The sequence below is a fragment of the Roseibium sp. R5 genome (assembly GCF_055755305.1).
On sequence record NZ_CM146910.1, the window covers coordinates 691,313 to 710,938 of the forward strand.

Genomic DNA, 19,626 nt, shown 5'->3' on the forward strand with positions numbered 1-19,626 from the left:
GGGAGCCTTTCACACACAAAGATGGAGACGCGTAATGAACATGAAGATCATCGCAGGTACGGTTGTTGCAGGTATGGTTCTGGCCACAGGTGCGGTTGGCGCGGTCGCTGCACAAACAGCGACATCACCAGCTGCCATAAGCGAAGCACAGGCCATCGAAATCGCTCTCAAAGAGGTTCCGGGAACTGTTCAGGAAACCGAATTTGAGCGCGAAGACGGCAAAGAAATCTTTGAGATCGAAATCGTCACGGCCGACGGTGTTGAAATGGAAGTCGAAATCGACGCCGCGTCCGGCACGGTCCTGGAGATCGAACAGGACGATGATCACGACGACGATGATGATTACAAGAAAGGCGACAACAAACGCGCCGGGTAATCGGTGACAGAACGTGTTAGGGAACAGGCTGCCTGGGATGGCGGCCTTTTTCCTGTTTTGACGCCATGCAACGGGGTAAGGATTTGCAATGCGGATACTGCTTTTGGAAGATGACCGGCAACTCGGGCCGTGGGTGGCGGGCGGCCTGCGCGAAGAAGGCCACGTGGTCGATCATTTCACCGACGGCAAGGAAGCGCTTCTTGCTGCCATGGGTCAGGACTATGATGTTTTGATCCTCGACCGGATGGTGTCCGGTCTCGACGGCCTCTCCGTGTTGAAGTCTTTGCGCGCCTCCGAAGACACCACCCCGGCGCTGTTCCTTACCGCCCTTGGGGAAGTAGATGCGCGGGTAGAGGGTTTTGATGCTGGCGGTGATGATTATCTCACCAAACCCTTTGCCTTTGCCGAGCTTTCGGCCCGCGTGAATGCTCTTGGCCGTCGACGGGACAGTGGCGGAACCAGCACTGCCGAGCCGACCACCCTGCGCTATGGAGATCTCAGTCTGGACCTTTTGGCCCGCCGCTGCGAACGCCATGGACAGGCGATCGACCTGATGGCCAAGGAATTCAAACTGCTGGAATATTTCATGAGGCGTCCCGGCCGCCTCGTGACCCGCACCATGCTTTTGGAGCAGGTCTGGGACATGAGCTTTGATCCGACGACTTCGGTCGTGGAAACCCATATCAGCCGGCTGCGCTCCAAGATCGACAAACCCTTTGACGACGAGCTGATCCGCACCAGACGGGGCGAGGGTTATGTCTTCGGCAAGTAAGGTACTCGACACAGTTAGAGCCACGCTGACACGCCGCGTCCGATGGCTGCTCCGCTCCTCCACCTTGCGGCTATCGTTGCTGTTAACTGCCATTTTTGCCGTCGGCATGGCGGTTGCCATTCTTTTGGCACTGACCTTTGGCCGGGAAGCTGTTCTCAACCGGGTCGACACGGCCCTTGAAGGTTTGGCCGCGACGGTCGAAGCCGACGACACCGAAACAGATACATTCTCCGTCATAATCCGCCCGCTTTCTGAAATCGGCGACTTGCCGAAGGAATTTGAGAAGGTCGTGCGCACAGGTGGCGGCACTGTCAGTCTCAAACGGGACTTCCGGCGCGCGGAAGATTGGCGGGTCCTGATTTCACGGGACAAGGAAGGGGAACCGGTACTGATCGCCGTGCCGCTTGATGCCAGCGAAGACGCTCTGGAACTTCTGGGCAATGCACTATGGAGCACAGCCGGGGTGGTGCTCGTCCTGGTGCTCGTCATTGGGCTCGGGGCAGGTTTTCTTGTTCAGCGGCGCCTTTCCCGGATCACAGGGGTTCTGGATCGGTTGGCGACGGGAGACCTTGAAGCGCGCATCGGCGTTGCCAGCTCCAGTGATGATCTCGATGATCTTGCCGGGCAAATCGATCGAACCGCACAAGAGCTGGAGCGCCTTGTCGCCCAGACCCGCAATCTCAGCGCCAGTATCGCGCATGACCTGCGCACGCCCCTTGCCCGCCTTCGCGCCCAACTTGAAAGCCTGCCGAACGGCGAAGAGCGCGGCGCAGCGCTGGAAGAAGCCGAACGACTTTCCGGCATCTTCGACACCATCATGCGGGTTGCCAGGATCGAGGCGGCTCACGGCACGGAGGGCTTTGAACAAGTCGATCTGAACGCCCTCATTGACGAAGTCGCGGAGATTTATGGCCCGGTCGTTGAGGATACGGGCAAGTCGCTCGTCCTTTCGGCAATATCCGGCGAAAGCGTTCTGGCAGACAGGAGCATGTTAATCCAGGCGCTTGCGAACCTCATTCAGAACGCCTTGGTCCATGGTGGTCCGGACATCACCTTGTTCGCACGTGGTTCGGAAATCGGCGTATCGGACAATGGGCCTGGCGTTAACCCCGATCTCTTTGACGAGATTATCAAACCCATGGTGCGTCTGGACGCTGCCAGGGAAAGCGAGGGCACTGGTCTTGGCCTCGCGCTGGTGCGGGCCGTCGCCGACCGGCACACCGCGAAACTCGAGCTATCTTCAGTCAAGCCGTCCGGTCTGCGCGTCGCGCTCAACTTTACAAAAATGTAAAGCCCGGCGGAGCGGAACGTAAAACCGGGTCTCCATATCCAGTTTATCCAAACGACAGGACAAACTGGAGATACTGGAAATGAAATCCATTCTTGAGAAAACCACTGCCACCTTTGCCGGCGCGATCGTGGTCCTGGTTGGCTGTGTGATGGCTGGCCTTGGCTTCACCGTGATCGCCTTCTTGGCAATGTTTGCGCTGGCCGCCTATGGACTGGCGTTGATCGCAGCGCCCTTCCTGGCCATGGCACAAAAACAGGCTGAACAATCCGAGCCGCAGGACATCAATATGCCGTCAGATGCTCAAACGGCCGCGTAGGGGGAGCGGGGGCAAGCCAATTGAAGTATCCTAAAGGGCGCAGATACCCCGGTCCGGCCGGTATCCTCGCGCCCTTTGTGTTTTAAGAGCATAGACAAACAAAAACCCCGGCCAAAGTGACCGGGGTTTTCGTTAAAGGCCAAAGGCCGATCAGGTGACCGGAGCGCGCCAGTCGTCAGAAGCGGATGTGCCAGCCTTCTCGTGTGTCCACTCCGCCTTGCGGTAAGTGAAGGACCACTGCTCCTGATCGCCGCGGGATGCGTTCGCATCATCGAAGACGTCCGGCAAGATGGTTTTACCTTCAACCAAAACCGCATCGGTGTACTTGATCGTGTAGTAGTGCTCCTGAACGCCAGAAGTCGACGTGCGCCAGAAGTTGATGGTGATCTCCAACGATTCACCGGTGGCCAGAGCCTGCCACATCAACGGAGACGCCTTGTCCAGCGGCTTGATGATGGTTGTCGGCTGGTGGCGGCGTGTGCCGATGGCGGTACCGGAGTTCGGGTCACGCGGAACAATTGCGTTGCTCTCGAACTTGTAGACCAGGGATTCACCCTCATGGCCTTCCTGCCAGTTGTTGCCGATAGAGTCTGCCGTTGTAGCATCGGAGGTAATTTCACCTTGGGTGGACCCGCTGATGGTCATGTATGCAACGTTTGCCATTTTTCCGTCTCCTGCTCTTAAAGCGGTTGATCTGTCACTTTCGAAGTCTTGGGCGCCGTTTGATTTCCGTTCGGTGCCGATGCCAATAACTTTGCAACGGGTGTGCCAGTTTCGGAAATTTTCCTTATCTCACTGTTTTATATAGTGATTACGGATCCCGACCGGGGTTAACTATTTTGCCAACTGTGCAGATTTCTGCACACTCTCCCGAAGGGCGCGCAGGAACGTGCACACAGGCCGTGTGATGAGAATCACAAAATGCCCAGGAACCGGCCGCCGCTCTTGATGTGGCACGTCTATTTGAGAGCCATTTGCAGTTCGGGAAGCCTCTAACACCGGATGCAGTGTGCGAAAACTGCGCAGCCGGAGAGCAAATCGCTGATGTTTATGTTAGATCCAAAAGCACGCTTCAGACCGAACAAAACCGCCCCGAATTCCTCCGGAGCGGTTTTCCTATTTTCGGTTCCCGAAGCAAACGCTTCGACAGCGTCAGACGCGGCGTTCGACCATCATCTTCTTGATTTCGGCGATGGCTTTCGCCGGGTTCAGACCTTTCGGGCAGGCCTGGGAGCAGTTCATGATGGTGTGGCACCGGTAGAGGCGGAACGGGTCTTCGAGGTTATCGAGACGCTCGCCGGTTGCTTCGTCCCGGCTGTCGATCAGCCAGCGGTAAGCCTGCAGCAAGATAGCCGGGCCGAGGTAGCGGTCGCCGTTCCACCAGTAGCTCGGGCAGGAGGTGGAGCAGCAGGCGCAGAGAATGCACTCGTAAAGGCCGTCCAGCTTCTGACGGTCCTCATGGGACTGGCGCCATTCCTTTTCCGGAGCCGGGGTCACCGTTTTCAGCCACGGCTCAATGGAGCGGTGCTGGGCATAAAACCGGGTCATGTCCGGAACCAGATCCTTGACCACCGGCATGTGCGGCAGCGGATAGATCTTCACCACGTCGCCGGCGATCTCTTCCATGCCCTTGGTACAGGCCAAGGTGTTGGTGCCGTCGATGTTCATCGCGCAGGAACCACAAATTCCTTCGCGGCAGGACCGGCGGAACGTCAGGGTCGGGTCGATCTTGTTCTTGATGTAGATGAGACCATCCAGCACCATCGGACCGCAGTCGTCACGGTCGACAAAGTAAGTGTCCACGCGCGGGTTTTTGCCCTCATCCGGGTTCCAGCGGTAGATCCGGTATTCGGTCAGGTTGGTTGCCCCTTCCGGCTTGTCCCAAACCTTGCCGTCCGTCACTTGTGAGTTCCGGGGTAGCGTCAGCTGAACCATCTTTTCAATGCTCCGCGTTGGGCCCTTGTTCGCGCCAGATAAGGCTGTCGGGCCAATTTCTTGAATTCACCGCTCAGGCGGCCAACTCAAAGATCATGTTGTCGTTCGTTCGGCCGGTGACCTTGTAGGACCGGTTTGCCAGTTCCGTCAGGCAATCCTCGGACCAATAGGGCCGGCAATTGGTTTCAAGCAGGATCACGCGCGGCCAAAGGCTCTTATCCGCGTGACGCAGGAAGGGAAGAAGAACCCGGTCTTCAAAGCCTTCCACATCGATTTTCAAGACGTCTATTTTCTTCACGCCCGCTTCATCAACGATCGTTGTCAGCGGCCGCATCTTCACGGTCGAAGGTGCCCAGTCTCCACCCCATTCACCATTGGTGACCCGCTTGTCGAGCGTGCCAAAACCACGATTGGAGGTTTCCGAATAAAGCTCAAGAACATCTTCGCGCGGACCGGCGGCGGTCGGGACAATGGTCACGTTCTGGAGCCCGTTGGCGTCAATGTTACACTGCAGCTTGTCGACCGAATGGGCGTTGGGCTCCAGCGCAATCACACGGGCTCCATGATGGGCGGCAAAGACCGTATAGACGCCGATATTGGCGCCGACATCGACAAACACCGCATCGTCGGACAAGAACGGCTTGATGAGCTTGTGTTCCTCCACCTCAGGCAACCGGCCTTTGATCAGAACCTTGCGGTCATCGTAATTGTCGGAGGGGTACACCCGGAATTTCAGGCCGTCTGCCTCAAGGTCGTAAGGACCTGTGAAGATCTTGCCCAGAAACAGGCGCACATACCTGCGCAAGCCTTTCGGCAGCTTGGCCTGACTTGCCAGCCGCCATGCTGTTCGGACCAGCCCAATTGGCGGATAAGTGCCGAACGGGCTTCTGGTGTCGAGCACCATTGCGTCCCTCTTCATTCGGCGAGCTCCTTAATTCCGGGTGCCGGAGCCTGATCGCTTTCGTGCGTCACTTCTGTCAATTCCAGCATGATATTGGCGCCGGTCGTTCCGATTTCCCGGTACCCGATCGCCGCCATTTCTGCGAGACAATCCTCTTTCCATTCCGGCTGATGATCGACTTCGATCATCACCACGCGCGGCCACTTGTGCCGCGGCTGCGTCCGGAAATAAGGCAGGATCGCCTGATCTTCATAACCTTCGACATCCAGTTTCAGGACGTCCACCTGGTCCACACCGGCCTCTTGAAGGATTACCGCCAGCGGGCTAACCCGGATCGATGTGGTCGTCCATTCAGACTTTTTCAGCGATGGCGCAAGGCCTTCTGACAATGTCGACAGGTTCAAATTGGACGGGCAGATCACCAGATCGAACGTGCCTTCTTCAGGCCCCGCGGCAACTGACATGACCGAGACATTGTCGAGCTTGTTCAGTTCAACATTGTAAGCCAGCTTTGCCGCAATATCCGGATTGGCTTCCACCGCAATTACCCGGCCGCAGAGTTCTGCTGCGGAGAGCGTATGAGTTCCGATGTTTGCACCCAAATCGACAAAAACAGCGTCCTTGTTGAAGTGTTGTGCCAGCATCTTGCGCTCGGCCTTTTCCGACAGCCGGTCCTTGGCAACGATCTTCCAGTCGTCCCGGTTGACACCCGGATAGATCCGGAAGGTGAGACCTTCAGCACTTGTGTCATAGGGGCCAGGAAACCGGTCGGCAACAAAATGGCGGATCTTGTAGCGCAGCCAGTCGGGCAGCCGATGGGCATCGGCTGCTCGCCAAGCAGCTTTGGCAAGCCACCCGGCACGGTATGTGCCGAATGGGCTGCTTGTATCCAGGATTGCCGCCATTGGAGCCAACTTCGTTCCGATCAGTAGACGCGCGCTTTCGGCGCGATCTTCTTCGGATCGATGCCGCCGTTCTGGAACGGTGTCAGCGGCTCGGTCACAACCGGACGGTAGTCCAGCTTGACATCGCCCTCTTCATTCACCCAAGCCAGTGTATGCTTGCGCCAGTCCGCGTCGTTCCGGCCGGCAAAGTCACCGTCCTTGTAGTCTTCACGGGCATGCGCACCGCGGGACTCTTTCCGGGCCTCAGCGCCGTAAACGGTGGTGATCGCGTTCGCCATCAGGTTTTCCAGCTCCAGTGTTTCCACCAGATCGGAGTTCCAGATCATGGAGCGGTCAGAGACCTTCAGGTCGCTCATGCCCTTCCAGATGTCATCGAGCCGCTTGCAGCCCTGAGCCAGCGTTTCCTGGGTCCGGAAAACCGCAGCATCTTCCTGCATGGCACGCTGCATCTGGTCGCGCAGCTCGGCTGTCGGTGTGGAACCACTGGCGTTCCGGAGCTTGTCGAAACGATCCATGATCCGCTCACAAGACGCTTCATTCGGCGATGGAACGGCTTCCTTCGGATCAACAACCTCACCGGCTTTGATCGCTGCTGCACGGCCAAAGACCACCAAGTCGATCAGAGAGTTGGAGCCAAGGCGGTTGGCGCCATGAACAGACGCACAGCCGGCTTCGCCGACAGCCATCAGGCCCGGCTGGATCCGGTCCGGATGATCGGAGTTGGCGTTGAGCACTTCGCCCCAATAGTTGGTCGGGATGCCGCCCATGTTGTAGTGCACCGTCGGGATAACCGGGATCGGCTCCTTGGTGACATCAACACCGGCAAAGATCTTCGCACTTTCCGAAATACCCGGGAGACGCTCGGCGAGAATCGCCGGATCCAGGTGATCCAGATGCAGGAAGATGTGATCCTTGTTCTTGCCGACGCCGCGGCCTTCGCGGATTTCCATGGTCATACAGCGGGACACAACATCGCGCGATGCCAGATCTTTAGCGGACGGCGCATAGCGCTCCATGAAGCGCTCGCCTTCGGAGTTGACCAGATAGCCGCCTTCGCCGCGGGCACCTTCCGTGATCAGGCAGCCGGAGCCATAGATCCCGGTCGGGTGGAACTGCACGAATTCCATATCCTGAAGCGGCAGGCCCGCACGGGCCACCATGCCACCACCATCACCGGTACAGGTGTGCGCGGAGGTGGCAGAGAAATAGGATCGGCCATATCCGCCGGTCGCCAGCACAACCATCTTCGCCGCAAAGCGGTGGATGGTGCCGTCGTCAAGGTTCCACGCAATCACGCCCTGACATACGCCATCTTCGGACATGATCAGGTCAAGCGCGAAATACTCGATGTAGAATTCCGCGTTGTGACGCAGGGACTGGCCGTAGAGCGTGTGCAGGATCGCGTGACCGGTCCGGTCAGCAGCTGCGCAGGTGCGCTGTACTGGAGGACCTTCGCCGTAGTTTTGCATGTGACCGCCAAACGGGCGCTGATAAATACGGCCGTCTTCGGTCCGGGAGAATGGAACGCCGTAGTGTTCCAGCTCATAAACCGCCTTGGGCGCTTCGCGGGCGAGATACTCCATGGCGTCGGTGTCACCGAGCCAGTCGGAGCCCTTGACCGTGTCGTACATGTGCCATTCCCAGCAGTCCGGCGTCATGTTGGTCAGGGATGCGGCGATGCCGCCCTGAGCAGCCACCGTGTGCGAGCGGGTCGGAAACACCTTGGTGATGCAAGCAGTGCGCAGTCCTTGCTCGGCCATGCCAAGCGTTGCGCGCAAGCCAGCACCACCGGCGCCGACAACAACCACGTCATATGTGTGGTCGACAAATTCGTAGGTCTTGGCCATACGGGTTAACCTCCAAAGCCAATCTTAAGCACTGCAAAGATGCAGCCGAAACCGATGAAGACACAGAAGAATGTGTTGGCCATTACTGTTAGGAACTTCAGGGCTTCGCCGTGAATGTAATCCTCGATGATGACCTGCATCCCGAGCTTCATGTGATAGACGCCGGACAGGATCACCAGCAAAAGGATGATGGAGACTAGCGGGTTCTGCAGGGTCTCGACAACATCGCCTTGTGAGGATCCTTGCATCGAAATCACCAAGATCACGAAGAAGGAGATCAGAAACACGTTTGCAACTGCAGTCAGGCGTTGTTTCCAGAAATGGTCAGTACCGTCCTTGGCAGAACCGAGGCCGAGAACTTTGCCGAGGGGCGTGCGCATATCGCTCATGACGGTCTCCTTAGCGAACTGCGTAGCCGATGATCCAAAGGATCAGCGTCAGGGAAACAGAACCGATGATCGTCGCCTTGGCGAGCCACTCGCGGGCATCTTTTTCAAACCCGGCGCCCATGTCCCAAATGAAGTGGCGGATGCCGCCCAGCATGTGATGGACCAGCGCCCAGGTGAAGCCGAACAGGACCAGCCGGCCGATAATCGAACCGTAGATCGCGTTGACGAAATCAAAATAGGCCGGGCCCGCAGCCGCAGCGATCAGCCACCAGGCCAAAAGAATGGTGCCGAAATACAGCGCCGCTCCGGTGATGCGGTGCAAGATCGACATGACCATCGTCAGAATGGGTTTATAAATCTGAAGATGGGGCGACAGCGGGCGATTGCCCCGCAAATCGGCGTTCGACATGGATTTCCTCTCCCGTGCGACGCATTCTTACGTTTACGCAAACGTAAGCATTTCAAGGCGTTGTCTAGAGGGGTTCTAGCGCCAACGCCGCCGTACGTCAAAATATCCTATAGGTCTATATCGCGAAAAACGACCTGTGAATCGGTTTAATGGGTTAGGTGACTGTCTGAAAACCAGATATTGCGCCGGTTTGCCGCGCATTGGCACCGTTTGAGACGTAGACAGCGCAGTATTTTTTCAGTCAGAGCAAGAAACGACTCACTGCAAAGAACGCTTTCCGTTTGCGTCATTTTCGTATTTTCGATCAGGCTTGCGGCGTACCAAACACGGACCAGCCTGTCTCGTGAGCAATTCGCTCCATCGCCTCAGTCCCGAGCTTGGAGTTGCCGTATTTGTTTAGTCCCGGCGACCACACCGCAATCGACGCCCGCCCTGGAGCAATCACCAGGATCCCGCCGCCAACGCCGCTCTTGCCCGGCAACCCCACTCGGAACGCAAAGTCACCAGATCCGTCATAGTGGCCGCAAGTCATCATCAAGGCGTTGATCCGCCGCCGCCGTTCGCTGGACACAAGCTTTGGCATATCCGGCCCTTCGAGAAGAAACCGGCCGGCAAGCGCGAGCTGCACACATGTCATTTCGACCGCGCATTGGTGGCAATAGGTGCCCAAAACTTTGTCGACCGATGCGCGAAGATTGCCGAAAGACGCCAGATAATGCGCGAGCGAAAAGTTTCGATGCCCGGTGGCAAGTTCTGAGCTTGCGACACTCTCGTTGATATGAATGCTGTCGTCATCCGTTGCTGCACGAATGAACCGCACCAACTCGCCGAGAGCCTCTCGCGGTGACGAGCCGGCAAGATAGGTATCGGTCGCAACCAGCGCACCGGCATTGATAAACGGATTGCGCGGGATGCCCTCCTCTTTCTCCAAGAGCAGAATTGAGTTGAAGGAGAGACCTGACGGCTCCCGCCCGACCCGGTGCCAGAGCTGATCTCCCACCCGGCCAAGAGCAAGGGCCAGGGCGAAAACCTTGGACACCGACTGGATGGAAAACGGAACATGCGCATCGCCAGCGGAAAAAACATCACCATTAGCAAGCGCAATCGAAATCCCGAACTGGTCGGGATCGATCTTGGCAAGCTCGGGAATGTAGGTCGCAACCTGCCCCTTGTCTTCCGACTTGAGCGCAGCGTCCGCGATGGTGGTGAGAAGGTCTTGCATTTTGCCCTCGTTTTGAAGGCAGACTAGGTCAGATCACGGCTTTGGATGCAAGCCGCTTGTAAAGATGCATCATGAACAGGGTGGCAAAGATCGGTGTCACCAGGTTCAGGATCGGAACAGCCAATAGCCCGGCAATGACCAACCCGCCTAAAAAGACTGTGCCCCCGCGTGCTTTCCTAAATGCGCGCGCCTCCTCCGGTGGCATGAAACGCATGGCCGCGAACTCGAAGAATTCCCGACCGAGCAGATACCCGTTCACCAGGAAAAACGCCACGAGATTGATCCCCGGCACCAAAAGCAACACAAGCGCGAAGAGGTTGCCGAGGATCACGACCCCGGTGAACTTGATCGTCTGAGGGATTGACTTGGAAAGCGGCAGTGCCTCGCCGGGCCGGTCTTCGGGATAATCCCGTACCTCCACGATATCCGCGATCTCGTCCTGAAACAGACCTGCAAACAGCGCAGAAATTGGTGCAATCAGAAACCCGAGCGCGAAAATAGCCCCGATGCCGGTCAGAACGGACAGAGCCGTTTCCAGCCACGGATAGGGCAACGCAACGAATCCCGCGACCAACCCTTGTAATGCTATCCAAATGACCACGAGAACGGCCAGTGTAAAGCCAAGCATTTTCCAGAAGACAGCGCGAAATGGGCGCTCGAACACCTGGGACATGGCACGGCTGGCGGACTGGAACATTCTTGCCTTTAAGGGTTTGTGATCGACAGCATCGACATAAGTGTGGATCTGATCCCGCGCAAGTGGACGAGAAAAAGGATCACTCTGCCTCAAAAACGGATCGGGGAAGAATGAGATCCGTCTGCTGCTCTGTCTTACCGGTAACGCGATTGAAGTCCATGCTGGTTCCAACCGGCTTGAACCCCTTCTTCTTCAGCAGAACGTCCGAGGCGATGTTGCCGTCATAAAAAGATGCTCGAATCTCATCGGCGCCGGTCAGCTGAAACAGCTCCTTGAGGGCCGCATCCAGCGCTTCGCCCATGAACCCCTTGCCGTGAAATCTCGATGCCAGAAAGAAGCCGATGATCGGCGATTTTTCGCCATCCGCCCAGTTCGCCAGAATGAGGCCAATGGCTTTTTGTTTTTTGTCTGATTTTTTCGAAAGGATGAAACAGCGTTCGTGCGGCGGAAAGGTCAGAAACCGCTGAAACCGCTCAAGGGCAAATCCGGTCGGACACGGATGAGGGACATTGATCCAGCGGGCGACGTCAAAATCATTGTAGATCGGATCGATGTCGAACGAATCCTCAAGCCGGGGTGCCCTGAGACACAGTCTCCGGGTTACAATCGGTGCCGGTGCTTGCAACGCTGCGTTCGGGAACATGAGCAACAATCCTTGAGCAAAAAGCGGGGATACTTGCGTTCGTGTCATCATTCCTCAGGTCACATATGGTGATCAAGGCTGCTTTCGTTCCTCCTGCATAAAATGTATCCTAGGATGCAATCTCTTACACAACCCTCATAGATTGTTTTTCCGCCAATGATCAACGCGCACAATCCAACTGCAACACCTGTCGCAACAGACCTGGATCCGGCAACCATTTTCGAAACCGACTGGCAGATTTACCGGACTTTGGTCGACAACAATCTGCTCTTTCATCAGGAAGTTTCAGAGATCCTGGTTCAAGAAATGACGACGCGGTTTTCCGGCGCCATCCGGTTTCTGGATCTCGCCTGCGGTGATGCGGATGTCATGTCCCGTGCCCTTCGGAAAACCACCGTCGACCACTATCTCGGCGTTGACTTGTCACCGCAAGCTCTTGAGATCGCCAGGAAGAACCTGAATGACGCGCCCTTTGACGCACGGCTGGAGCAAATTGATATACTCACTACGCTCTCTGAAAACCCGGGCTCATATGACGTGATCTGGTGCGGGCTGTGTTTGCATCATTTCCAGAGCAGTGAGGAAAAAACGCGGGTTTTCTCAGCCATCCATTCTGCGCTGAGCTCCAACGGCGTGTTCTTCTCCTTCGAACCTGTTCTGCCGGAGGGCAAATCAGTCGAAATATTCAACCGGCAAAACAGACAACAATTCCGGAAAGACTGGTCGCCGCCACTCACTGAGGAACAGTTTGAACGCCTGATGACCCATATCGAGACTTGCGATTTTCCGGAGACCGCACACGGCTGGCTCACTGCCGGGCGCGCAGCGGGTTTTTCAGCGGCAGAGGAATTGTTCTCGATCCCGAATGGCGGCTATTGCCGGTTGTTTCGGTTCGATCAGTAGCTTGTCATCAGCGCTTCTCTAGAATCGAGTCCTGGCCTTAAGTGCCTGGGCGAGCGTGCCCTCATCCAGATAATCGAGTTCACCGCCAACCGGGACGCCGTGGGCCAGCTTGGTGACATGAACATCCAGATGGCCAAGCTGGTCCATGATGTAATGGGCTGTTGTCTGGCCTTCAACGGTCGCGCTGATCGCCAGAATGACTTCCTGAATTTCCGGCGCGCCACAGCGGTCGATCAGGGAGGCAAGGTTCAAATCATCCGGGCCAACGCCATCCAGCGGGGAGAGTGTTCCGCCGAGCACATGATAGCGGGCATTGACGGCACCTGCACGCTCCAGCGCCCAGAGATCGGATACGTCTTCCACGACCACCAGGACACTGGGGTCCCGCTTTTCATCCGAACAGATCGTACAAGGGTCGGACGTGTCGACCGTGCCGCAAACCGAACAAATGCCGATGTCGCGCACGGCAATGCCCATGGCCTCGGACAACGGGACGAGCAACTGGTCCTTTTTCTTGATGAGGTGCAAAGCAGCCCGGCGGGCCGACCGCGGACCCAACCCCGGCAGCTTGGCCAGCAACTGGATCAACCGCTCAATTTCCGGTCCCGCAACCTGCTTCTGCGCCATGTTTTTCCGATCCGATGTTATTGAAATCGAGGCGACACCCACCGTCGTCATTGCCGGACCTGATCCGGCAATCCATTCCGTGACTTATCCGCAATTCAGGTGTGCGCGGAGAGATAACGGCATGAATCCTCGGGTCAGGCCCGAGGATGACGGAATAGGCAAGAGCGCGGCGCTAGGCCCATTCTCAAAAACCTTAAAACGGCAATTTCATGCCGGCCGGAAGGCCGAGGCCGCCCATCATTTCCTGGGTCTTTTCCTGGATTGCCTGATCGATCTTCACCCGGCCGTCGGTGTGCGCGGCAATAATAAGATCCTCCAGGATCTCACCCTCGCCTTCTTTCATCAGAGACGGGTCGATTGTGAGGCTTTTGAGCTCGCCTTTGCCATTGAGGCGCACGGTGACCAGGCCAGCTCCGGAGGAACCTTCCGCTTCGATGTCCTCGATCTGTCCTTGCAAAGAGCCCATCTGCTCCTGCATTTCCTTGGCCTGCTTCATCATCTTGAGGAAGTCCATCGGGTCTCTCCTTGAAAACCTGGCCGGCGGTCCCCGCCGTTTCTCACTATTTGGGGTCTGCGTTTAGAAGAACAATTGCCAGGGCGCAAGCTTGACCACCGCAGACGGCGCCCGACTCTAATCTTCGTCGTCGTTGCCCAGCGCTTCGTTGAGCAAGGGATCGTTGACCAGAGGGTCGGCCATGGCAGCTTCGTCTTCTTCAGAAGCCTGCACCTTCACGTCGATCACCTTGGCGCCTGGAAACTGGGCCAAAAGCGCCGCGACAGTCGGATGAGACTTGGCATCTGACAGAAGCTGCTGCTGGTTGGCTTCCTGCTCTTCGTGGATCGTCGGGCGGCCTTGCGTCCGCGACACAACGACAAACCAGCGCTGGCCCGTCCATTCGGTCAGTTTGCGGCCGAATTCCCCGGCGATATCGGCTGGCGCATCGTCGGTCGGCTGGATCTCGATCTTGCCCGGTTCGAATTTCACAAGCCGCATCTGGCGCTGGATCGCAACCTTCATCGGGATGTCACGCTTTTCCGAAGCCAAGGCGACGCAGTCATGCAAATTTTTTAGATTGTAAGCGGATTGTGGCTGAGCGAGCTCCGGCTCCGGTGCACTCTGTGGCGCTTTTTGTTGTGCGGGTGCTGTTTGCGGCATGCCGCCCTGGATGGCGGAAAGCTGCGGCCGACCAGACGCCTGCATGACCGGGCCACCTTGTGGGGTGCCTTGTGGCATCGCCCGCGCGCCAACGGCCATTGCCTGTCCGCCACCGCCGGACGGAGCTACACCGCCGCCAGAGGCACCTGCCGGCGCCCCGCCGGATGCCGGCATTTGGCCATTCTGGATCTGCGCCATCAATTCGCCCGGGTCTGGCAGGTCTGCCGCATAGGCAAGACGCACCAGCACCATATCGGCCGCGGCCAGAGGCTTGGAGGCGGTCTGAACTTCCTGAACGCCTTTTAGCAGGATCTGCCAAACGCGTGACAGAAGCCGGACTGAGATCTTCTCGGCAAACTCTTGGCCTCGAGCGCGCTCAGCTTCCGTCACCGAGGCCTCGTCAGCCGATTTCGGCGCGACCTTCATACGTGTCACGAGGTGTGTGAAATCGGCAAGATCTGTCAGAACGATTGCCGGATCCGCACCAATTTCATATTGCGCCTGCAGCTCGCCAAGTGCGTCCTCAATCCGGCCGGCCATCAGGTGGCCGAAGAGATCAATCACCCGCGCGCGGTCCGCAAGTCCGAGCATCTGGCGCAAATCGTCAGCTTCGATGGCGCCTGAGCCGTGGGCCATCGCTTGATCGAGCAGGGACAGCGAATCGCGCGCCGAACCCTCCCCTGCCCGTGCGATAAGCATCAGGGCCTCATCGGAGATCTGAATGCCCTCGGCATCGGAGATCCGCCGCAGCAAGCCAATGAGCTTGGACTGGTCGATCCGGCGCAGGTCAAAGCGCTGACAGCGGGACAGCACCGTGATCGGAACTTTCCGGATTTCTGTCGTCGCGAAAATGAACTTCACATGCTCCGGCGGCTCTTCCAGCGTCTTCAGCAGCCCGTTGAAGGCTGCGTTGGAGAGCATGTGCACCTCATCGATGATGTAGACCTTGTACCGCGCCGTTGCCGGGCGGTAGCGGGCTGCATCGATGATCTCGCGAATGTCATTGATGCCGGTATGAGAGGCAGCGTCCATCTCGATCACATCAACATGGCGGCCTTCCATGATGGCCTTGCAGTGCGTGCCTTCCTGCATGAGTTTCACGGTCGGCTTGTCCGCTTCGCCGGGCACCTCATAGTTGAGGCCTCGGGCAAGAATGCGGGCGGTCGTGGTTTTGCCAACTCCGCGCACCCCGGTCAGCATCCAGGCTTGCGCGATCCGGCCGGTATCAAACGCATTTTCCAGCGTTTGAACCATGGGCTCCTGCCCCACCAGATCTTCAAAGGTTTTCGGGCGATATTTGCGCGCCAACACACGGTAGGCGCCGCCCTCGGCCGCGCCGGGCGCGGTTCCGGTCCCGCCCGTTAGCCCAAGGCCGGTTTCAGTGTCGTCTTGCGGAAAGCCAGTGTCATCCATGAGCCGCACCATACCGATTTTTTTCAAAAGGTGGACAGGGTTTTATCGGTTTTCTTGGAAAGGCCAACAGGCACGTCCCGGGAGCGGCTCCAAAAACAAAAAAGCACCGCGGAATTCCGGCGGTGCCTTGTTCTATTTCCTCAAAAGGAAGGGTGGGAGGCTGGCACGGCGACCCGTGCCGAGGCTCGTTAGGGCTGCTTCCTTCCGGACCTGACCCGGTTGGCGAGTGGCTCGTCCACCACCAACCTCCCGAGCGCCTTATATCAGGACTCATGGGGTGGTTGGCAAGAGGCAAATCCGGCTTTTTCTTTGCCAGAAAAGTGCTGGCAGTTCGCAGACACTGTGCCTCATCATCTTGTGACGCCATCCAAGATTGACATTTGGGGAAAATGTCGCCAGCTATGATTTTCGTAGCGTCATATGGCTCCAGCGTGAAAAGAGGTTTCTTTCCCATCCGCACTGGACGTATGGTGAGATAACAAATTCTAATTCAGTCTGTTCGCGCCCCGACGGTCTAAATTCTGTATCGGTTTGACCCTATGACCTTTTTCGATCTCAATCCGCGCCTTGACGGAGACAGTCTCCCAGTTCTGGATTTGCCGTTATCAACTGTTCGGCTGATGAAGGACGCCAATTATCCGTGGCTGCTGTTGGTGCCGCGCAAGCCGGATCTGGTTGAGATCATCGATTTGGAAGAAGATGACCAGCTTCAGCTGATGCGGGAAATTGCGCTGGCCAGCCGAGTTTTGCGCTCGGCAACTGAATGCGAGAAACTGAACGTTGGCGCTCTCGGTAACCAGGTCTCTCAACTCCACGTTCACGTCATTGCCCGCTTCCGGGATGACGCGGCTTGGCCCGGGCCGATTTGGGGGGTAGTTTCCCCCAAACCTTACGAAGACGCTGCGGACGAACACTTGATAAACCGCCTGCGGGACAGTTTTGCAGCGGAAACCGATTTCGACTGACCCGGCCCCTTACAAAACTCTCCCAAATCCAAGGATTACTTGATGCGTGCGCCTGATGCCGACTTGCCAGCGTTGGAAATGAGTTTTCTCGGGAACACGCTCGACCGCCAGTCAACGCGTCGCGGCGACCGCGCCTACTTAAGCGGGCTCCTGGATAGACCGGATACCGAAATTGTTTTGTCGACGCCGCGGACGCTGGTCTTTCCGGCAGGGCCCCCTCCGCAGTTCGGACACACGCTCGATAGCGCATTGTTCCTCAACGCATCACGCGAAGAAATGGTCTTCTTGGGGTTACGGCCTGAAACGGGACGGGCCGTTTTTGCGACGACACTCGGCCAGCAGGATGAAGAATTGGCGGAGATGCCCAGCCTGCATTTGCAGGATCTACGGCAGCTGGCCATCCAACGGACATTCCCTCCAGAAGAGCTCGGCGCATTGGCGCAAGCCCGCGCCCTGATCCACTGGCATCGAACCCACCGGCATTGCTCGCAATGCGGTGAAAAAACGGTCATGAGCGAAGGGGGATACCGCCGCGATTGCCCCTCGTGCGGAGCCCATCATTTTCCGCGCACAGATCCCTGCGTCATCATGCTGATCACAGACGGAGACCGGGCCCTGCTGGGGCGCCCGCCGCGATTGCCGGAAGGGATCTACACGACACTTGCGGGGTTTATGGAGCCGGGAGAAACAATCGAGCAGGCCGTTCGACGGGAAACGCTGGAGGAATCCAGCGTTGAAGTCGGGGAAGTCCGTTTGATTTCCAACCAACCCTGGCCTTTCCCGGCCAATTTGATGCTCGGTTGCATCGGTGATGCGCTGTCGACAGACATCGTCATCGAAGATGACGAACTCGAGGCCTGCAAGTGGTGCAGCCGCGACGAGGTCCGCCAGATGATTGAGGGTACCCATCCGGAGGGGCACATGATCCCGCCTTCCATTTCCATCGCATATGAACTCATTACCGGCTGGCTAGAGGAGACATCCTTATGACTTGGTGTGTTTATCTGACCCATCCGGAAGTCGAAATCGATCCGGATGTCCCTATTCAGGAGTGGCGGCTGTCCGAAATTGGCCGCGACCGCGCTGCCCTCGCCGCGGATCTGCCATTTGCCAAAGACTTTCAGCGCATTGTCTCCAGCGGCGAGGTCAAGGCCGTCGAAACCGCCGAAATCGTCGGGGGACACCTCGAGCTGAAGCCTCTGGTCTTGAAGGCGCTGCACGAAAATGACCGGTCCGCGACCGGTTATCTGGCCCGGGAAGAATTTGAGCGGACCGCAGATCAGTTTTTTGCCAACCCGGACGAATCCATCCGCGGCTGGGAGCGGGCGATTGACGCACAAATGCGCATTGTCACTGGCATCCGAGCCGTTCTGCGCTCAGTGAAAGAGGAAGATCCTGTTCTCTTCACCGGACACGGCGCGGTCGGAACCCTGTTGATGTGCCACCTAATGGGCGCACCTATCTCACGGGCACATGATCAGAAGCGTGGCGGCAGCTGGTACCGGTTCGACAAGGACTGGCTGACATCGCAGTCTGGCTCAAGTTTGGCTTGGACAGAACTCTAACAGCTGTCGGTTGAAGCTTGTCTTCGTGATAGTCTCTGTACTCCCGATGTATGGAGACTAAGCCGTGATCGCCAAAGCGCTGCGCCTTGCCACGCTCGCCCTCAGCCTTTCAATCTTGCCATCAGGTCTGGCACTCGCCGGCCAGTACGACCAGCAATTCCGTCAATTCCTGGCTTCGGCCGTTGTCCCAGCGGCAAGGCAAGCGGGTGTTTCCCAGTCAACATTGGACAGAGAACTGAGGGGCCTGACACCAGATACATCGCTGCCGGGCCTCGTTGGTCCGGGTGGCAAGGGCGCTCCTCCCAAGGTCAATTTCCAGGCTGAGTTCCGCTCGCCTGCGCGCTATTTCCGCGACAGCCAGTTCAATGCACTCGTGCCCGGCGGCCGCCGGCTCATACAAAAGCACGCGTCAACTCTTCAAAAGATAGAAGCGCGTTATGGTGTTCCGAAACGGATCATACTTGCGATCTGGGCCAGAGAATCTGGCTATGGCGGTGCCAAGATCCCACATGATGCCGTTCGTGTTCTGGCAACCCGGGCCTTCATGGGTCAGCGGGCTGATTTCTTCAAAGGCGAATTGATTGCTGCCTTGCAAATCCTGCAAACCGGCGACGTTGCCAGAAAAACCTTGCGCAGTTCGTGGGGTGGCGCCATGGGACAACCCCAGTTTTTGCCTTCATCGTATCTGAAATATGCCGTCGACTTTGACGGCGATGGACGGCGAAACATCTGGACGTCGGAAGTGGATACAATGGCGTCAATCGCAAACTACCTGGCCAAACATGGCTGGGTAAGCGGCCGGGACTGGGGCTACGAGGTCCGCTTGCCGAATACGGTCTCCTGCACCCGCGAAGGGCCGGACAACCGGCAACCGATCTCAAGGTTTGTAGCTGAAGGTGTCACACGGGTCAGTGGACGCCCTTTCCCAAATCACGAGATCAAACAACCGGGCAACATCTTGCTGCCGGCCGGCCGCTATGGTCCGGCTTTCATCGCCACCGAAAACTTCTATGTCATCAAGGAATACAATGAGAGCGACACCTACGCGCTGTTTGTCGGGCACCTTGCAGACCGGTATGGCTCGAACAAAAGCTTTGTGGGCGATTGGAAACCAATGAAGGACACCACCCGAGGTGCTGTGCGCAATCTTCAATTGCGCCTGGAAGGCGATGGTCATGATGTCGGCGGTGCAGATGGTCTCATCGGTTTCAAGACCCGCCGCTCCATCGGTAAGGACCAAGAGAAGAATGGTTTCTTTGCGACCTGCTGGGTAGGATAATTAGCACTCAAATTA

22 protein-coding genes and 1 other RNA gene are annotated in these 19,626 nt (G+C 57.4%); 9 read left to right on the forward strand and 14 right to left on the reverse strand.

Features of this window, described 5'->3' with window-relative positions:
* Positions 1-34: 34 nt before the first annotated feature.
* The 4 genes from AC0J4F_RS03220 to AC0J4F_RS03235 all read left to right on the forward strand — a co-directional run bounded on the left by AC0J4F_RS03220 (position 35) and on the right by AC0J4F_RS03235 (position 2,755).
* Complete coding sequence (locus AC0J4F_RS03220) at positions 35-376, forward strand: PepSY domain-containing protein (RefSeq protein WP_133949215.1); 342 nt, start codon at positions 35-37, stop codon at positions 374-376.
* 88 nt (positions 377-464) lie between these two features.
* Positions 465-1,148, forward strand: a complete 684-nt coding sequence (locus AC0J4F_RS03225) for a response regulator transcription factor (protein WP_133949217.1) — start codon at positions 465-467, stop codon at positions 1,146-1,148.
* Positions 1,132-2,439: a sensor histidine kinase gene (locus AC0J4F_RS03230; protein WP_473025385.1), complete on the forward strand. Its 1,308-nt coding sequence runs from the start codon at positions 1,132-1,134 to the stop codon at positions 2,437-2,439. The genes AC0J4F_RS03225 and AC0J4F_RS03230 overlap by 17 nt, the downstream gene beginning before the upstream one ends.
* Before the next feature lie 79 nt (positions 2,440-2,518).
* Entirely contained in the window at positions 2,519-2,755 is a 237-nt protein-coding gene (locus AC0J4F_RS03235; RefSeq protein ID WP_473025386.1) for a hypothetical protein, read from the forward strand.
* A 150-nt stretch (positions 2,756-2,905) separates the two neighbouring features.
* On the opposite strand, the gene AC0J4F_RS03240 is transcribed toward AC0J4F_RS03235, so the two are convergent.
* The 10 genes from AC0J4F_RS03240 to AC0J4F_RS03285 all read right to left on the reverse strand — a co-directional run bounded on the left by AC0J4F_RS03240 (position 2,906) and on the right by AC0J4F_RS03285 (position 11,703).
* On the reverse strand, positions 2,906-3,418 hold the full coding sequence (locus AC0J4F_RS03240; protein WP_008193018.1) for an Hcp family type VI secretion system effector: 513 nt from the start codon (positions 3,416-3,418) through the stop codon (positions 2,906-2,908).
* Between the two features lie 489 nt (positions 3,419-3,907).
* On the reverse strand, positions 3,908-4,690 hold the full coding sequence (locus AC0J4F_RS03245; protein WP_133949223.1) for a succinate dehydrogenase iron-sulfur subunit: 783 nt from the start codon (positions 4,688-4,690) through the stop codon (positions 3,908-3,910).
* Between the two features lie 73 nt (positions 4,691-4,763).
* Positions 4,764-5,609 (reverse strand): FkbM family methyltransferase, encoded by an 846-nt coding sequence (locus AC0J4F_RS03250; RefSeq protein WP_473025387.1) that lies wholly within the window; start codon positions 5,607-5,609, stop codon positions 4,764-4,766.
* Complete coding sequence (locus tag AC0J4F_RS03255; RefSeq protein WP_473025388.1) at positions 5,606-6,496, reverse strand: FkbM family methyltransferase; 891 nt, start codon at positions 6,494-6,496, stop codon at positions 5,606-5,608. Before AC0J4F_RS03255 ends, AC0J4F_RS03250 begins: the two co-directional genes overlap by 4 nt.
* A gap of 20 nt (positions 6,497-6,516) precedes the next feature.
* Complete coding sequence (gene sdhA / locus AC0J4F_RS03260; RefSeq protein ID WP_133949229.1) at positions 6,517-8,343, reverse strand: succinate dehydrogenase flavoprotein subunit; 1,827 nt, start codon at positions 8,341-8,343, stop codon at positions 6,517-6,519.
* A 5-nt stretch (positions 8,344-8,348) separates the two neighbouring features.
* A complete protein-coding gene (gene sdhD, locus AC0J4F_RS03265) occupies positions 8,349-8,732 on the reverse strand; it encodes a succinate dehydrogenase, hydrophobic membrane anchor protein (protein WP_473025389.1) in 384 nt (127 codons plus the stop codon).
* A 10-nt stretch (positions 8,733-8,742) separates the two neighbouring features.
* Entirely contained in the window at positions 8,743-9,141 is a 399-nt protein-coding gene (gene sdhC / locus AC0J4F_RS03270) for a succinate dehydrogenase, cytochrome b556 subunit (protein WP_040451324.1), read from the reverse strand.
* A gap of 304 nt (positions 9,142-9,445) precedes the next feature.
* Positions 9,446-10,363, reverse strand: coding sequence for a glutaminase (locus AC0J4F_RS03275; protein ID WP_473025390.1), 918 nt, complete (start codon positions 10,361-10,363; stop codon positions 9,446-9,448).
* 28 nt (positions 10,364-10,391) lie between these two features.
* Positions 10,392-11,060: a sulfate transporter family protein gene (locus tag AC0J4F_RS03280; RefSeq protein WP_133949233.1), complete on the reverse strand. Its 669-nt coding sequence runs from the start codon at positions 11,058-11,060 to the stop codon at positions 10,392-10,394.
* A gap of 79 nt (positions 11,061-11,139) precedes the next feature.
* A complete protein-coding gene (locus AC0J4F_RS03285) occupies positions 11,140-11,703 on the reverse strand; it encodes a GNAT family N-acetyltransferase (protein WP_166672701.1) in 564 nt (187 codons plus the stop codon).
* Between the two features lie 156 nt (positions 11,704-11,859).
* On the opposite strand from AC0J4F_RS03285, the gene AC0J4F_RS03290 reads away from it, so the two are divergent.
* Positions 11,860-12,606 carry a class I SAM-dependent methyltransferase gene (locus tag AC0J4F_RS03290; RefSeq protein ID WP_133949237.1) on the forward strand — a complete coding sequence of 249 codons (747 nt, stop codon included), beginning with the start codon at positions 11,860-11,862 and terminating at the stop codon, positions 12,604-12,606.
* Between the two features lie 18 nt (positions 12,607-12,624).
* Here the strand turns inward: AC0J4F_RS03290 and recR are convergent, their stop codons facing one another.
* From recR to ffs, 4 genes are all read right to left on the reverse strand, one after another.
* The gene (gene recR / locus AC0J4F_RS03295; RefSeq protein ID WP_209178862.1) at positions 12,625-13,233 is read right to left on the reverse strand and encodes a recombination mediator RecR; all 609 of its coding nucleotides are present in this window, start codon (positions 13,231-13,233) and stop codon (positions 12,625-12,627) included.
* Between the two features lie 193 nt (positions 13,234-13,426).
* The gene (locus AC0J4F_RS03300) at positions 13,427-13,747 is read right to left on the reverse strand and encodes a YbaB/EbfC family nucleoid-associated protein (RefSeq protein WP_133949239.1); all 321 of its coding nucleotides are present in this window, start codon (positions 13,745-13,747) and stop codon (positions 13,427-13,429) included.
* 117 nt (positions 13,748-13,864) lie between these two features.
* Positions 13,865-15,802, reverse strand: a complete 1,938-nt coding sequence (locus AC0J4F_RS03305; protein WP_473025392.1) for a DNA polymerase III subunit gamma/tau — start codon at positions 15,800-15,802, stop codon at positions 13,865-13,867.
* A gap of 152 nt (positions 15,803-15,954) precedes the next feature.
* Positions 15,955-16,052: signal recognition particle sRNA small type (gene ffs / locus AC0J4F_RS03310), an RNA gene on the reverse strand.
* A 289-nt stretch (positions 16,053-16,341) separates the two neighbouring features.
* On the opposite strand from ffs, the gene AC0J4F_RS03315 reads away from it, so the two are divergent.
* From AC0J4F_RS03315 to AC0J4F_RS03330, 4 genes are all read left to right on the forward strand, one after another.
* Complete coding sequence (locus AC0J4F_RS03315) at positions 16,342-16,767, forward strand: HIT family protein (protein WP_133949243.1); 426 nt, start codon at positions 16,342-16,344, stop codon at positions 16,765-16,767.
* A gap of 42 nt (positions 16,768-16,809) precedes the next feature.
* Positions 16,810-17,757, forward strand: a complete 948-nt coding sequence (nudC, locus tag AC0J4F_RS03320; protein WP_473025393.1) for an NAD(+) diphosphatase — start codon at positions 16,810-16,812, stop codon at positions 17,755-17,757.
* Positions 17,754-18,332: a histidine phosphatase family protein gene (locus AC0J4F_RS03325; RefSeq protein ID WP_055672357.1), complete on the forward strand. Its 579-nt coding sequence runs from the start codon at positions 17,754-17,756 to the stop codon at positions 18,330-18,332. The genes nudC and AC0J4F_RS03325 overlap by 4 nt, the downstream gene beginning before the upstream one ends.
* A gap of 64 nt (positions 18,333-18,396) precedes the next feature.
* Positions 18,397-19,611 (forward strand): lytic murein transglycosylase, encoded by a 1,215-nt coding sequence (locus AC0J4F_RS03330; RefSeq protein WP_473025394.1) that lies wholly within the window; start codon positions 18,397-18,399, stop codon positions 19,609-19,611.
* Positions 19,612-19,626: the final 15 nt, after the last annotated feature.